16 protein-coding genes are annotated in these 14,376 nt (G+C 67.7%); 7 read left to right on the top strand and 9 right to left on the bottom strand.

Going from position 1 to position 14,376, the window contains the following annotated elements; genetic code table 11:
* The first annotated feature begins 1 nt into the window (after position 1).
* Positions 2 to 514, top strand: a complete 513-nt coding sequence (locus tag VGM71_RS15815) for a tetratricopeptide repeat protein (RefSeq protein ID WP_331546893.1) — start codon at positions 2 to 4, stop codon at positions 512 to 514.
* Positions 515 to 715: 201 nt separating this feature from the next.
* On the opposite strand, the gene hemE is transcribed toward VGM71_RS15815, so the two are convergent.
* From hemE to VGM71_RS15795, 4 genes are read right to left on the bottom strand one after another with little or no spacing between them, the layout of a single operon-like run.
* Positions 716 to 1,786, bottom strand: coding sequence for a uroporphyrinogen decarboxylase (hemE, locus tag VGM71_RS15810; RefSeq protein WP_331546891.1), 1,071 nt, complete (start codon positions 1,784 to 1,786; stop codon positions 716 to 718).
* Entirely contained in the window at positions 1,776 to 2,039 is a 264-nt protein-coding gene (locus VGM71_RS15805) for a WGR domain-containing protein (RefSeq protein WP_331546889.1), read from the bottom strand. The genes hemE and VGM71_RS15805 overlap by 11 nt, the downstream gene beginning before the upstream one ends.
* 28 nt (positions 2,040 to 2,067) lie before the next feature.
* Positions 2,068 to 3,135 (bottom strand): 3-dehydroquinate synthase, encoded by a 1,068-nt coding sequence (aroB, locus tag VGM71_RS15800; protein ID WP_331546887.1) that lies wholly within the window; start codon positions 3,133 to 3,135, stop codon positions 2,068 to 2,070.
* Positions 3,135 to 3,665 carry a shikimate kinase gene (locus tag VGM71_RS15795; protein WP_331546885.1) on the bottom strand — a complete coding sequence of 177 codons (531 nt, stop codon included), beginning with the start codon at positions 3,663 to 3,665 and terminating at the stop codon, positions 3,135 to 3,137. The genes aroB and VGM71_RS15795 overlap by 1 nt, the downstream gene beginning before the upstream one ends.
* 7 nt (positions 3,666 to 3,672) lie before the next feature.
* Between VGM71_RS15795 and VGM71_RS15790 the strand changes: the two genes are divergently transcribed.
* The 4 genes from VGM71_RS15790 (at position 3,673) to VGM71_RS15775 (ending at position 7,343) form a co-directional block, all read left to right on the top strand.
* Positions 3,673 to 4,509 carry an NAD-dependent epimerase/dehydratase family protein gene (locus VGM71_RS15790; RefSeq protein ID WP_331546883.1) on the top strand — a complete coding sequence of 279 codons (837 nt, stop codon included), beginning with the start codon at positions 3,673 to 3,675 and terminating at the stop codon, positions 4,507 to 4,509.
* Between the two features lie 972 nt (positions 4,510 to 5,481).
* A complete protein-coding gene (gene pdxH, locus VGM71_RS15785) occupies positions 5,482 to 6,069 on the top strand; it encodes a pyridoxamine 5'-phosphate oxidase (RefSeq protein WP_331546881.1) in 588 nt (195 codons plus the stop codon).
* 12 nt (positions 6,070 to 6,081) lie between these two features.
* On the top strand, positions 6,082 to 6,522 hold the full coding sequence (locus tag VGM71_RS15780) for a secondary thiamine-phosphate synthase enzyme YjbQ (RefSeq protein ID WP_331546879.1): 441 nt from the start codon (positions 6,082 to 6,084) through the stop codon (positions 6,520 to 6,522).
* The gene (locus VGM71_RS15775; protein ID WP_331546875.1) at positions 6,522 to 7,343 is read left to right on the top strand and encodes an ABC transporter substrate-binding protein; all 822 of its coding nucleotides are present in this window, start codon (positions 6,522 to 6,524) and stop codon (positions 7,341 to 7,343) included. The genes VGM71_RS15780 and VGM71_RS15775 overlap by 1 nt, the downstream gene beginning before the upstream one ends.
* Positions 7,344 to 7,403: 60 nt before the next feature.
* On the opposite strand, the gene VGM71_RS15770 is transcribed toward VGM71_RS15775, so the two are convergent.
* From VGM71_RS15770 to VGM71_RS15750, 5 genes are all read right to left on the bottom strand, one after another.
* The gene (locus VGM71_RS15770) at positions 7,404 to 8,105 is read right to left on the bottom strand and encodes an arginyltransferase (protein WP_331546873.1); all 702 of its coding nucleotides are present in this window, start codon (positions 8,103 to 8,105) and stop codon (positions 7,404 to 7,406) included.
* A gap of 98 nt (positions 8,106 to 8,203) precedes the next feature.
* Complete coding sequence (locus VGM71_RS15765; protein WP_331546871.1) at positions 8,204 to 9,712, bottom strand: GAF domain-containing protein; 1,509 nt, start codon at positions 9,710 to 9,712, stop codon at positions 8,204 to 8,206.
* The gene (locus VGM71_RS15760) at positions 9,705 to 10,391 is read right to left on the bottom strand and encodes a biliverdin-producing heme oxygenase (RefSeq protein ID WP_331546869.1); all 687 of its coding nucleotides are present in this window, start codon (positions 10,389 to 10,391) and stop codon (positions 9,705 to 9,707) included. Before VGM71_RS15760 ends, VGM71_RS15765 begins: the two co-directional genes overlap by 8 nt.
* On the bottom strand, positions 10,392 to 10,784 hold the full coding sequence (locus tag VGM71_RS15755) for a hypothetical protein (protein ID WP_331546867.1): 393 nt from the start codon (positions 10,782 to 10,784) through the stop codon (positions 10,392 to 10,394).
* 9 nt (positions 10,785 to 10,793) lie between these two features.
* A complete protein-coding gene (locus VGM71_RS15750; protein ID WP_331546865.1) occupies positions 10,794 to 12,065 on the bottom strand; it encodes an ectonucleotide pyrophosphatase/phosphodiesterase in 1,272 nt (423 codons plus the stop codon).
* Between the two features lie 53 nt (positions 12,066 to 12,118).
* Between VGM71_RS15750 and VGM71_RS15745 the strand changes: the two genes are divergently transcribed.
* On the top strand, positions 12,119 to 12,529 hold the full coding sequence (locus tag VGM71_RS15745) for a hypothetical protein (protein WP_331546863.1): 411 nt from the start codon (positions 12,119 to 12,121) through the stop codon (positions 12,527 to 12,529).
* Positions 12,530 to 12,613: 84 nt separating this feature from the next.
* A complete protein-coding gene (gene hutU, locus VGM71_RS15740; protein ID WP_331546861.1) occupies positions 12,614 to 14,284 on the top strand; it encodes a urocanate hydratase in 1,671 nt (556 codons plus the stop codon).
* Positions 14,285 to 14,376: the final 92 nt, after the last annotated feature.

The raw sequence follows: 14,376 nt of genomic DNA, 5'->3' as shown, positions 1-14,376 counted from the left end.
CATGCATCGCCTTCGTTTCTGTGCCATCGCCGCCGTCACGCTCGTCGCCGCCTGCAGCCAGCCCGCTCCGCCGCAGGCCACCCGCCCCAGCAAGCCCACTTACGACATCGTCGCCCAGGTCAGGGCCGCGGGCGAACGCGAGAAATCCGCGATCGAGGTCGCGCCGTTGCGTGATCCGGGCGTACAGGGCCTGGAGCATGCCGCCCAGGCGGACGAGCGAGCGGGCAATTACGACGCCGCCGATGCCAAGCTGGCGCAGGCGCTGAAAATGGCCCCTGAGGCGCCAGAACTCATCCAGGACCGCGCCGAGATCGCTATCCGCCGTCAGGATTACCCGATGGCGGAGAAGCTGGCGAAGCAATCGTTCGACATGGGCCCGAAGTCGGGCAGCCTGTGCGCCCGCAACTGGCAGACCGTCGTCGAAATGCGCCTGCAAGCGGGCGACAGCAACGGCGCCACCACCGCCCGCGGCGAACTGTCGAAGTGCCACATCGCAGGCCCGAACCGGTTCTGACCTCAACCACGGAACCGGTTCTTACCCCAGCCACGGGACCGGTTCTTACCCCAGCCACGGGACCGGTTCTGACCCCAGCCACGTAGGAGCGCGCCCTGCGCGCGACAGTTTCTCGCCTCTGTCCTGGAGCTGGCGCGCCAGCTCCCAGGCATGGCCTCAAAAGATGTCGCGCGCAAGGCGCGCTCCTACAGAGCGCGGCCTTCAGGTGTTTCGGAGTATTCGACCGTGCTCATGCACGGTATCCACCAGCACCTTCACGTTCTCCGGATCCACTTCCGGCGTGATGCCGTGCCCCAGGTTGAATACGTGTCCGGGATGATTGCCGAAGGCATCCAGCACCGCACGCGCCTCACGCGCCACCACGTCGGGCGACGCGCGCAGCACCGCCGGGTCGAGGTTGCCCTGCAACGCCACGCGATCGCCCACGCGACGGCGGGCTTCGCCGATGTCCAGCGTCCAGTCCACCCCAAGGCCCGCGCAGCCAGTGTCGGCCAGCGCTTCCAGCTGGCCGCCCGCGCCCTTCGAGAACAGGATCACCGGCAGGTCGCGGCTGGCCGGATCGGCCTTCAGCGCCTCGACCACCTGCGCCATGTAGCGCAGGGAGAACTCGCGGAACGGGCCCGGTCCGAGCAGGCCACCCCAGGTATCGAACACCATCAGCGCCTGCGCGCCGGCATGGGCCTGGGCAATGAGGTAGGCGGCGACCGAACGGGCCACGGTATCGAGCAGGCGATGGGCGAGCGCAGGCTGGTCCCAGGCCAGGGCCTTCACCCGCGCGAAGTCGCGCGAGCCCTCGCCTTCCACCATGTAGCAGGCGAGCGTCCACGGGCTGCCGGAGAAGCCGATCAGCGGGACGCGACCGTCCAGTTCGCGGCGGATCAGACGAACCGCGTCCATCACGTAGCGCAGTTCGCTATCCATGTCCGGCACGGCCAGCGCCTCGATGGCGGCGGCATCGCGCAGCGGGCGCGCGAAGCGCGGGCCTTCGCCCTGTTCGAACGACAGGCCGAGGCCCATCGCATCGGGAATGGTGAGGATGTCCGAGAACAGGATGGCCGCATCCAGTTCGAACCGTTCCAGCGGCTGCAACGTCACTTCGCACGCGTATTCGGGATTCGTCGCCAGCCCCATGAAGCTGCCCGCGCGGGTCCGCGTGGCGCGGTATTCCGGCAGGTAACGGCCAGCCTGGCGCATCACCCAGATGGGCGTGGTGTCGGTGGGCTCGCGGCGCAGCGCGCGGAGGAAACGATCGTTGCGAAGCTCAGCGGCCATGCGCCGACTCCTGTCCCTGGCTGAACATGACCTTGAAGCCTTTTTTGATCTGCGCGTCGCGCGCCTTGGTGAATGCAGCCAGCGCGGCGTCGCGATCGACGTACACCTCGCGCTTGAGCATGGCCTTGCCACCCTGCACGCCGCTCTCGCGGTACAGCGTCCAGCCGCCGAGCAGGTCTTGCTCGAGCGTGATCTGGACGTAACGGGGCGACTCAGCCCCCGCTTCGGGCAGGGTTTGCAGGTAGATCCGCATCAGCGATCCGTGACAGGCGCAGGGCCGATCATTGTAGGACACCGAGGACGTCGTCGTCGGGGATGTTGGAGACAATCTCGGCCTTGCCGATGCCGCGCCACAGGATGAGGCGCTGAATACCGGCGCTGTTCTTCTTGTCCAGCCGCATCAGCTCGAGCAGCCGGCTGGCCGGATGCTGGCCTGAGGTTTCCGTGGGAAGACCCAGGCGGCCCAGCAGGGCGATGAGGCGGGCCGTGTCGTCGGCTGCGGACATGCCAAGCCGTTCCGAAAGCCGCGCGGCCAGGACCATGCCGACCGACACGGCTTCGCCATGCAGCAGTTCGCTGTAGTTGCCGGCGGTTTCGATGGCGTGGCCGAAGGTGTGGCCAAGGTTGAGCAGGGCGCGCTCGCCTTGTTCGGTTTCGTCGCGCGAGACCACGCCTGCCTTGTAGCGGCACTTGCGCGCAATCGCCTCGATCAGCGGGGCCTGCTCGCGGGCGGCGAGCGCGTCGGCGTTTGTTTCCAGCCACGCGAAGAATTCGGGGTCGCCGATGGCGGCGCCCTTCACGATCTCCGCCATGCCGGCGCGGTACTCGCGCTGCGGCAGCGTATGCAGCAGGTCGATATCGGCCAGCACTCCGCGCGGCTGGTGGAAGGCGCCGACCAGGTTCTTGCCCACCGGCAGGTTCACGCCTGTCTTGCCGCCCACCGACGAATCGACCATCGACAGCAGGGTGGTCGGCATCTGGATGAAGTCGATGCCGCGCATCCAGCACGCGGCGGCGAAGCCGGCGAGGTCGCCGACCACGCCACCGCCGAGCGCGATGACGCAGGCATCGCGGGTAGCGCCGAGTTTGCCCAGCGCTTCCAGTACGCGGCCCACGTTCGCAAAAGTCTTGTGCGTCTCGCCGTCGTCCAGCAGGAAGGTCGACCAGCGCAGGCCGTCGAGGCCTTTCGCCAGCCTGTCGAGGTGGAGAGGCGCGACGGTCGTGTTGCTCACGACGAGCACGTGCCTGCCGCGGATGAGTGCACGCCAGCGGGCGGCGTCGCCGAGCAGGCCGGGGCCGATCCAGATCGGGTAGCTTCGACCTGCGAGGTCGACATGCAGGGATTCCATCAGGCGCGTTTCCAGTGGCGGTCGAGGAGGGCGATGGCGCGGGGTATGGCATCGTCGACGCCTTCATGGCGTCCGCGGAAGATCAGGTCCGCGATGTCCTCGTACAGGTGGTTGCGGTGTTCGGCCAGCGATGCGAGCCGCCCACGGCGGTCCCCGCCGGCGAGCATCGGGCGCACGGTGTCGTGCTGCAGGCGGTCGAGCTGTTCGTCCACGTCCACGCTGAGCATGAGCACGGTGCCGCGCGACATCAACGCCTCGCGGTTGGCCGGATCGAGCACGGCACCGGCGCCCGTGGCGAGCACGATGCCCTCGCGCAGACTAAACTCGCCCAGATGCGTGCGTTCGCGTGCGCGGAAACCCGCCTCGCCTTCGTTCGCGAAGAGTTCGGCGATCGTCGTGCCGCAACGCGACTCGATCTCCGCGTCGAGGTCGATGAAGGGCAGGCCGTAATGCGCCGCGAGGCGCTGTCCGATCGAGGTCTTGCCGGCGCCCGTGGGGCCGACGAGGAACAGGTTGGGCGAAGGATTCATCGCGCTCATGATAAGCCTTTCCCGTAGATACGAGACGGTACTGGTCGCCGGCGCCGGCGACGTGGGCACACGGCTGGCGCGACGCCTGGTGGCGGAAGGGCGGCGCGTGTTCGCCCTGCGCCGCGGGGAAACGGCCGGCGGCGACGGCATCGCATGGCTGCGCGGCGACCTTACGCGCCCCGAGACGCTTGCAGGCTTGCCCAGGGCGGATGCCGTGGTGTTCGCCCCCGCTCCCGACGCCCGCGACGAGGCCGCGTATCGCGCGGTTTTCGTCGATGGGCTGCGCCATCTGCTGGAGGCGCTGCCGTCGACACCGGAGCGGACATTGTTCGTTTCATCCTCCGCCGTCTACGGCGAGCACGGCGGCGATTGGGTGGACGAGGCGACGCCGGCCGATCCACCGGGATTCAATGGGCGCGTGCTCCTGGCGGCGGAGCGTTGGCTCGCCTCGCGCGACGTGGGTGGCGTTTCCCTGCGGCTTGCCGGACTCTACGGCCCCGGCCGGACGCAGCTGTTCGAGCGATTGCGCGAAGGGAAGGCCGCGGTGCCGCGAGGCCGGCAGGTTTTTGCCAACCGCATCCACGTCGACGACGCGGCGGCGGCGCTGGCTTTCCTGCTGGACCTCGAAGCACCGGATGCCGTGTACGTCGGCGTCGACGATACGCCGCTGCCGATCGACGAACTCTACGATCACCTCGCCGGCCTGCTCGGTGCACCGTTACCGGCCGAAGGCCCGGGTCCCGCCGGCGTGGGCAACAAGCGCCTCTCCAACGCACGCCTGCGCGCGGCAGGCTTCCGCTGCGCCTGGCCCGACGCGCGCGACGGCTACGCCGCCCTGCTCTGACCCAGCGACCCGCCCGTAGGAGCGCGCCCTGCGCGCGACATCTTTTGAGGCCATGAGCAACAGGTTCGGGCCTCTTCGCGAAAAGCTGTCGCGCGCAGGGCGCGCTCCTACAATGACGGTGCGATCAGCCAATGACGGTGCGATCAGCGAGCGATGCTCATCCAGACGCAGAACGAAATCCGCCTTGTCGTCGAGTGTCGCCAACGCCCGCCGGCTGATCCGCTCGTAATGCTGCAGGAAACGCGACAAGGCAGCGCCGTTCATCGCTCCGGGCTCTCCCCGTTCGAGCAACGGCCTCTCGGCATCAGCACGCCATGTCGCCACGATCTTCCACGACGGCGCGCGCAGCAGCACCAGCGCGTCGATGCGTCTCCACACGGGCAGGTACTCGCCAAGGCGTGCATCGACCCAGCGCCGCCAGCGTCCATCGGGGTCCTCGTCGCGTTCCAGCGCGTTGACCGGCTGGTCCAGCGCGGCCGCATCTGCCGCCGGTTCTACCCCCAGGAACCATCCGTCCAGTACGACGAGCTTCGGCGGTTCGGCGATCGCGGGCCACGAGGACGGTTCGTAACGATCGTCCCGTCCCTTGTCGAAACGCGGGATCGGCACGGGCTTCCCGGGCGACGCCTTGGGAAGCGCATCCAGCGTGGAAGCGAGCAGGGGAAGATCGTGCGTACCGGGTACGCCACGGGTGCGCAGGAGAGGATGCACCGCCACGGCGAGCGCTTCGCGTTCCGCGCGAGTCAGGTAGGCATCGTCCAGGGATAGCGACACGGCGCCCCACCCTCGTTCCCGCGACGCGTCGATGAGCCGGGCGGCGAGCGTGCTCTTGCCGCTGCCCTGCAACCCGGAGATACCGAGAACGAACGGCTGTTCCGCTTGCGCCACGGCCGCTCCGAAATGACCCAGGACGGCAGCGGCCAGCGTGCTAGCATCGGTGGATTCCATGGCCGACAGCATAGTCCCATCGTCATGCTCATCCCTCCGATCCTCGATACTTTCCGTGGCCTGCTCGCCGAGGCGAAGGCCAGCGGCGACCTCGAACCCACCGCCATGAACCTGTCCACGGTCGACGGCAGCGGCCGGGTGCATTCGCGCATTGTGTTGCTGAAAGCTGTTGACGAGAAAGGCCTGCGCTTCTTCACCAACTACGAAAGCGCCAAGGCGGAAGAAATCGCGCAGCACGCCCAGGTGGCGTTGTGCTTCCACTGGAAGCATATCCGCGAAGGTATCCAGGTGCGTTTCGAAGGCCGCGCCATGAAGACGGCCGCCGACGAATCGGACGCCTATTTCGCCAGCCGCGCCCGTGGTAGCCAGATCGGTGCATGGGCATCGAAGCAGAGCCAGGAACTGCCGAACCGGCAGACCTTCGAAGACCGCGTGGCGCATTACGAGAAAGAGTTCGCCGGCCGCGACGTGCCGCGTCCACCGCATTGGGGTGGATACCTCGTGGAGCCCGACCGCGTGGAGTTCTGGTACGGCGCCACGTTCCGCCTGCACGAACGCATCATGCACGCGGCGGACGGTACAAGCTGGACGAGCCGCCTGCTTTACCCCTGACCGGAGTCGACCATGAGCCGAGCCCAGCCCGTCCAGCACGTCGCGCAGACCACGTTCACCGTGCACACGCGGGGGCGCTCGCTCAGCGAAATCACCGGGCGTATCGCGGAGGTCGTGATGGCGAGTGGTGTCAGCACCGGCATCGCGCATGTCTTCGTGCAACACACCAGCGCTTCGCTGCTCGTCGGGGAGAACGCCGATCCCCTCGTCGTGGCCGACCTCGAACGCTTCTTCGCGCGACTGGTGCCTGATGGCGATCCGCTGTTTCACCATCGCGACGAGGGCCCCGACGACATGCCGGCGCACGTGCGTTCGGTGCTGACCGGTGTGTCGCTCTCGTTGCCCGTCCACGGCGGCAAACCCTTGCTCGGTACCTGGCAGGGCGTGTTCCTCTACGAGCACCGCCACGAAGCGCACCAGCGCAAGATCACCGTTACCGTTTCAGGTCATTAATGTCCGACGCTTATCCACAACGCATCGTCTGCCTCACTGAAGAGCCGACCGAAGTCCTGTACGCCATCGGCGAGGAGCATCGCATCGTCGGGATTTCCGGCTTCACCGTGCGCCCTCCGCGGGCGCGCAAGGAAAAGCCGAAGGTGTCCGCGTTCACCAGTGCGAAGATCGGCCAGATCCTCGACCTGAAACCGGATCTCGCCATCGGCTTCTCCGACCTCCAGGCCGATATCGCGCAGGAACTCATCCGCGCGGGCGTGGAAGTGTGGATCAGCAACCACCGCAGCGTAGATGGCATCGTGGCCTATATCCGCCGCCTGGGCGCCATGGTCGGCGCGACCACGAAGGCCGAGGAGCTGGCCCGGCGCGCGGAGGCTAACCTGGCACGCATCGCCGCGCAGGCGGCCGCCTTGCCGCGCCGCCCGCGGGTCTATTTCGAGGAATGGGACGATCCGCTCATCACCGGCATCCGCTGGGTGGGCGAACTGGTGCGCATCGCCGGCGGCGATGACGTGTTTCCCGAATTGCTCGAGGAGCCGCTGGCGAAGCAGCGCATCCTGCCCGATCCGCTGGAAGTGGTGCGCCGCGCGCCGGACATCGTCTTCGGCTCCTGGTGCGGCAAGCGTTTCCGGCCCGACCACGTGGCCGCGCGTCCCGGCTGGGCCGACGTGCCCGCCGTACGCGATGGCGAACTGCACGAGATCAAGTCGCCGATCATCCTGCAACCCGGGCCGGCCGCCCTGTTCGACGGCATCGAGGCGATGCACGCGGTGATCGCGCGATGGGCCGTAGGAGCGCGCCCTGCGCGCGACATGTTTTGAGGCCGTGAGTAACAGGCCCTGTTGCTCCTCGCGAAAAGCTGTCGCGCGCACGGCGCGCTCCTACGGCATCGGGATCCAGCGGCCATGCTTGCGGATCTCCAGCGGCCTGAAGCGCCGCTTGTAATCCATCTTGGGATGCCCGGCGATCCAGAAGCCAAGGTACACGTAAGGAACACCGCGCCGCCGCGCCAGTTCCACCTGTTGCAGGATGCCGAACGTGCCAAGGCCTCGTGCGTCCTCGTCAGGATCGAAGAACGTGTAGACGGCCGAAAGTCCGGCCAGCGCGATATCGGTCACGGCGACGCCAAGCAGCTGCCGGCCTTTGCGAAACTCCAGGAACAACGTCGGACTCCACGGCGCCGCGAGGAAGCGCTGGAAATCCTCGGCGTCTGCTGCATCCATGCCGCCGCCGCTGTGCCGCGCATGCAGGTAGCGCTGGTACAGCGCGTGCCGCTCCTGGGTGAATCCCGGCATCTGCTCGATCACCGTCAGATCGGCGTTGCGCTTCACGCAGCGGCGCTGGCCACGGTCCATGGAGAAGTTGTCCACGTCGATGCGGCAAGGCACGCAGGCCTGGCATGCGGTGCACTGCGGGAGATAAAGGTGGCCGCCCGCCCGGCGGAAACCCTTGGCCAGCGCGGGTCCGTACAGTCTGTCCAGATGCGGCGCGCCCGGGTCGACCACGAGGTTCTGCGCCGTCCGCTCAGCGAAATAGCCGCAGGTATGCGGCAAGGTCTGGAACAGGCGGACACGGTCGGTCATGACCCGATGTTATAGCGCCATGGCGCCGGTGGCGTCACCGCGACGTCGACAGAGCCAGGTCGGTGGGAGCCGACGCTGTCGGCGATAGACGTGGCGTGTTAACGAGGCGAAGGGGCCGCAGGGCCCTCGATCAGCTCGCGCAGCCCTCGCGCCGACTCAAGGTGCAGGCGCGACCAGGGTCGCGAACGCCCCCTCACCGTCTCCCGCCACGTCTCGAAGCTCTGTCGTGGCGACAGCCTTGCGCCGGGAATGGTTTCCAGTTTCGCCAGCGAGGGATTGCCGCCCCAGCGAACCTGCCGCACCTGTTCCATGCGCGTCCATATCACGGCGTCCGACGAACTGCCCAGTGGCATGAAAATGATGCCTGCGGCCAGTTCCGCGAAGGCTGGATCCGCCAACTCCTGCTGCCATGTGCCGATCTCGTCGGTATGCAGAACGTCGTCCGCGCCGGCTCCGTGGGCGCCGGCGATGTGGCGGATGCGCAGAAGCGCGGCTTCCGCCGGCACCTGGCCATGCCGCACGATGCGCCCGCCGGCGAAGATCGCGATGCCGTCCGCGTCCACCACTTCGAGCAACTCCGGCGCCAGGCGGGCGAGCAGTTCCGGATCGATGCGCTCACTCTCGTTGAAGGCGGTGATCAGCTTTTCGCGCACGGTGAGCAGGGTGCTCTCGATTTCCACTTCCGCCAGTTCCTCGATCTCGGCCACACGCATGGCAAAGGACCGGGCCACCTGGTCGGCTGTCTCGCGCATCCGGTGGTCGGCGAAGAAGGGGCTGTAGTGATGGCAGGAAATGAGGCCCCAGAGCCTGCCGTCGACGATGATCGAAGCCACCAGCGTCGCCGTCACGCCCATGTTGCCGAGGTATTCGAGGTGTACCGGCGAGACGCTGCGCAGGGACACGTCGCTGAGGTCCGTGGCGACGGCGGTGACCGGATCGTAGGCCGGCAGGATGCGGGCAGGCATGTATTTGCAGTCGCTGATCTGGCGCACGCGGTTGCGCAGGTAGAGCGCGCGGGCCTGGGCGGGAATATCGGTGGCCGGATAATGCAGGCCGAGGTACGCCTCCAGTCCGTCGCGGCGCGCTTCGGCGACGATTTCGCCGTGCCAGTCGCGGTCGAAGCGATAGACCATGACGCGGTCGTAGCCCAACAGGCTGCGGATGATGCGCGCGACGCGCGCGCCGGCGCGTTCCACGTTGGGATCGCCCTCCAGCTTGTGTGCCAGGTCGCGAGCGACGCGGGCCGGATCGTCCTCGAAGTAGGTTTCGCGCGGTTCGATTTCGACCAGCCAACGCGTGTCGTACGCGTGTACGGCCGCATGCCAGGCACTGGTCTTGCGCGCATGCGGGAAGTCCACCGGCACCCAGGCGCTGTGCGCGGGGCGTGCGTCGCCGAATAGTTCGCCGGGCAGATCGATCACCTCGTGCAGCGGTGCATCGAGCGCGGTCTCCATGTCGATGCCGGTGATGTCGCCGATATTTTCGCTGGCTTGCAGGATGGCCCGCGTGGCCGCATCCACGACGAGCAGCGCCCCGTGTGGCTGGATGGAACCGGGTATGTGGATGGGCTCGCGATCGCAGGCGGTGAGGTCGGGAAGCTCAGACATGCGCGGCATCGTCCTGTAGCGTCTGTTGAAAACGCGCGAACATTCGTAGCGCGCCATCGATGGCGGCCTGCAATGCAGCCGGTTCGGCCAGCACGCGGTCGAGCACCGACTGGAAGCGAGGCCACGGTTCGTCGGCGTTTTCGCCTATGGCGTAGAAGTGATGGGGAAGGGCGGGGAACCGTTCGCGCAGGTGCTTCACGATGATCCGGCCGCCAAGCGCCGAGCCTTCGATTACATAAAGCTCGCCCCAGGCTTGTAGGAGCGCGCCCTGCGCGCGACATGTCTTGAGGCCGTGAGCAACAGGGCCTGCTGCTTTTCGCGAAAGGCTGTCGCGCGCAGGGCGCGCTCCTACGGGAGCCCGGTCGCGTTCGGGAGCCAGGTCGCGTTCGGGAGCCGAATCGCGTTCGGGAGTCAGGTCGCGTTTCAGGGCGGTCGCGCGGGAGAGGTAGCGCCAGTGGTGGGTCGGGCCGATCTCAGTCAGCCAATCCCAGCGCTCGCTCTCCCAACCTTCCAATAATCCCCACTGCGCCTCGAGCAGGCTCCGATAGCCGCCTTCGTCCAGCTCCCCCGCTAACAGCCGTTGCATGACAGGCGAAGCCTCCGCCGCCTCATGCGCGGCGCGCGTGGACTCGCGAAGGACGATGTGGGCCGGTGGGGGGACTGCGCGAGCGCCGTCCACTCAAAGCACCTGGGTGGCCTTGAGCACAACGACGAGCATCACCCCGGCGACGATGGCCAGCACCATCAGGCGCGCGCGGGAAGCGGTGCGCTGGGGCCGCGGGCGGCTGTCGGGCTGGCGGTGCAGCTGGAGTTCCTCCTGGAAGCGGACCACCGGCTCGATGCCGATCTCCTTGAGCAGGGCGCGTGCCTTCGGGAAGTCGTCGGCACCGTTCACCCACACCTGTGGCCAGGTGTTTCGATCGTCGTTGCGCTGCGAATAGCTGAAGCGCTGGTATGTCGGGCGGTTCCAGGTGGAGCGGTTGGTCACCGTCGTTTCGATGCCATGCTCGGTGAGGAGGGCGACGACACGGTCGACGTTGTCCTGGCGGGGCGATGTATAGATCTGGCGCATGCCCCGATTCTACGGGAATTGACCGCCCAAGGCCCCCGTCGTGCGCAACACGCCCTTCACGGCGTCGAGGTTGCCGTCGTTCGGCAGCGGCGCCAGGCCGAGCAGGTGGGCCAGCAGGGGGTAGACATCCACGTTGGGGAAGGGTGCGATCGTCACGCCCCGCGCGATATCCGGCCCGCGAGCCACGAACAGGGCGCGCATGCGGGGATCGAGGTTGTCATAGCCGTGCTCGCCGCGCGACATCGGGTCCGGGCGCTTTGCCAGCACCTCGTGGCTGGTGATCGACCAGCCCGTTTCGGCCAGGCACAGGTAAGCCGGTACGCGCGGGTTCTTGCCGTAATCCAGCCGGGCAGGCAGGTCTTCCTTCCGGTAGCAGCGCATGTGTGCGTGCGGGGCCAGAAGGCGTGCGACCGCGCGGGAAGCATCCACGCCTTGCTTCGCGTTGAAAGTGGCCATCACGCCGTAGGACACCGCGTCGAGCAGGGACAGATCGGTTTCCTCGTCGGCGAACACGATGTTGCCGCGCGGCACGTCGGCCATGCCATGGTCTGAGACGATGACGAGATTCGTGGTGTCGTAGAGACCGCGCCGGCGCAGTTGCCCGACGAGGTAGCCGAGCGCCTCGTCGACTTTGCGCAAGGCGTCGTCCACTTCCATGGAATCCGGGCCGAACTCGTGCCCCGCATGGTCGACGTCGTCGAAGTAAAGCGTATCGAACACGGGCCTGGGGCCGGCCTCGTCGATCCAGGAAAGCAATGTGTCCACGCGCTGCCGCGGCGTCAGGGAGTCGTCGAACGGTATCCAGTGGTCTGGCCGTACCCCGTGGATCTTCGCTTCCGTGCCCGGCCAGAACATGGTCGCCGTGTGCAGGCCATGCTTCTGCGCGGTGACCCAGATCGGCTCGGCCTCTGCCCACCAGCGGCCGTCGGTCGTGGCGTCACGATTGCCCAGGCTGAACTTGCCCAGTGCGCTGTCCCTCATCGTGTTGTTGACGATGCCGTTGCGGTCCGGCACCAGGCCGGTCACCAGCGTGTAGTGGTTGGGAAAGGTCAGCGAGGGGAACGACGGCAGCATGTACGGCGTCGTTGCACCGTCGTGCGCGAGAGCCACGAGGGTCGGCGTGAGACCGCGATCGATATAATCGGCGCGAAAGGCGTCGATCGACACCAGCAGGACGGCGTGCGGAGCGGGCGCATGCGCGACGGGGCGCGTGGCGCATCCGGCAAGCGGCAGCAGAAGCAGTGTGAGCAGGGCGCTCCAGCGGGAAAACGTGGCGTTCATGGGCGAAGACGTAGTCTCTCGAGCAGACAATCCCTCCATGATGGACGAGTCCCATGACCAATTCATCACGCAAAATCCTGCTGTTCCTGCTGGCAACGGCGCTTCCCGCGCTGGCGCTGGCGCAAACCCAGCCCGCGAAGCCAGCCCCGCCGCCGCGCCCGAAGCCGATCGTCATCACCACGCCCAGCGCCAACCAGCAGTGGCAGCGCCAGGTCGACCGGCAACAGTTACAGGACCGGCAGAACCAGAACGCGCTGCGTGAACAGCTGCGCCAGGGCAGCCTGGACCGCCAGCGCGCGAACACCACCGATCCGGCCCTGCGCAGCCAGCTCGATGCGGCCGACCGCAGCGAGCAGCAGCTGTACCGGGCCCGCCAGGACGCCGCGGCCCGGCGCTACCAGACCCTGCCGCCGCCGCAGACCACACGGAACGCCCCGGCCCGCGCCGGCACGGCCGGGCACTGAGCCATTGCTGCGACGCGTCTGGCGACGCGTCGCACGGCGGGACCATAATCGGCGATTCCCTGGATCGACGGAGTCTCCCCCCCGATGACCGCAGTCACGCGCATCGACACTACCCGCACCGTCCGCGCACCGCGCGGCAGCGAACTGACCTGCCGCAGCTGGCTCACGGAAGCGCCGTTCCGCATGCTGCAGAACAACCTCGATCCGGAAGTGGCCGAGAACCCGGCAGAGCTGGTGGTGTACGGCGGCATCGGTCGCGCGGCGCGCAACTGGGAATGCTTCGACGCGATCCTGCGCAGCCTGCGCGAGCTGCGCGACGACCAGACGCTGCTGGTGCAGTCGGGCAAGCCGGTGGGCGTGTTCCCGTCGCACCCGGACGCACCGCGCGTGCTCATCGCCAATTCGAACCTCGTTCCCGCGTGGGCGAACTGGGAGCATTTCAATGAGCTCGATCGCAAGGGCCTGATGATGTACGGCCAGATGACGGCCGGCTCGTGGATCTACATCGGGTCGCAAGGCATCGTGCAGGGCACGTACGAGACCTTCGTGGAAATGGGCCGCCAGCATTACGGCGGCAGCCTGGCCGGCCGCTGGGTCCTCACCGCGGGCCTCGGCGGCATGGGCGGCGCCCAGCCGCTGGCCGCGAGCCTGGCAGGCGCCTCATCGCTTACGATCGAATGCCAGCAGAGCCGCATCGATTTCCGCGTGAAAACGCGTTACGTGGACGAGCAGGCGAGCGACCTCGACGACGCATTGGCCCGCCTGGACCGCTATGCGAAGGAAGGCCGCGCGGTCTCCGTAGCCCTCCTGGGTAACGCGGCCGACGTGCTGCCCGAACTCGTCCGCCGCGGGGTGCGCCCGGACGCGGTCACCGACCAGACCAGCGCCCACGACCCGGTCAATGGTTACCTGCCCTCGGGCTGGACGGTGGACGAGTGGTTCGAGCGCCGGAAAAGCGATCCGGCAGGCACCGCGCGCGCGGCCAAGGCCTCCATGCGCCGCCACGTGGAAGCCATGCTGGCGTTCCATGCCATGGGCGTGCCGACTTTCGACTACGGCAACAACATCCGCCAGATGGCGAAGGACGAGGGCCTGACCGAGGCCTTCGCCTTCCCCGGGTTCGTGCCGGCCTTCGTCCGCCCGCTATTCTGCCGCGGCGTGGGACCGTTCCGCTGGGTGGCGCTCTCGGGCGACCCGGAAGACATCTACAAGACCGACGCCAAGGTGAAGGAGCTGATCCCCGACGATCCGCACCTGCACCGCTGGCTGGACATGGCCCGCGAGCGGATCAGCTTCCAGGGCCTGCCGGCGCGCATCTGCTGGGTGGGCCTGGGGCAGCGCCACCGCCTCGGCCTGGCCTTCAACGAGATGGTCCGCAACGGCGAACTGAAGGCGCCGGTGGTGATCGGCCGCGACCACCTCGATTCCGGTTCGGTCGCCAGCCCGAACCGCGAGACCGAGGCCATGCGCGACGGCAGCGACGCCGTGAGCGACTGGCCGCTACTCAACGCCATGCTCAATGTGGCCGGCGGCGCCACCTGGGTCAGCCTGCACCACGGCGGCGGTGTCGGCATGGGTTACAGCCAGCACAGCGGCGTGGTGGTCGTCTGCGACGGTAGCGAGGCAGCGGACAAGCGCATCGCGCGCGTGCTCTGGAATGACCCGGGCACCGGCGTGATGCGCCATGCGGACGCCGGCTACCCCGAGGCGATCGCCTGCGCGAAGGAACAAGGCCTCGACCTGCCGATGCTCTAAGTTTCTTGTAGGAGCGCGCCCTGCGCGCGACAGGTTTTCGCGACCACCTTCAAGAGCTTGTAGGTCCTGGCGAAAACCTGTCGCGCGCAGGG

Origin of the sequence: Luteibacter sp. (assembly GCF_036499525.1) — a bacterium.
In the GTDB taxonomy this organism is placed as follows: domain Bacteria; phylum Pseudomonadota; class Gammaproteobacteria; order Xanthomonadales; family Rhodanobacteraceae; genus Luteibacter.
Note: the sequence above shows the minus strand (reverse complement) of the source record. Positions and strands in the feature narration are given on the sequence as shown.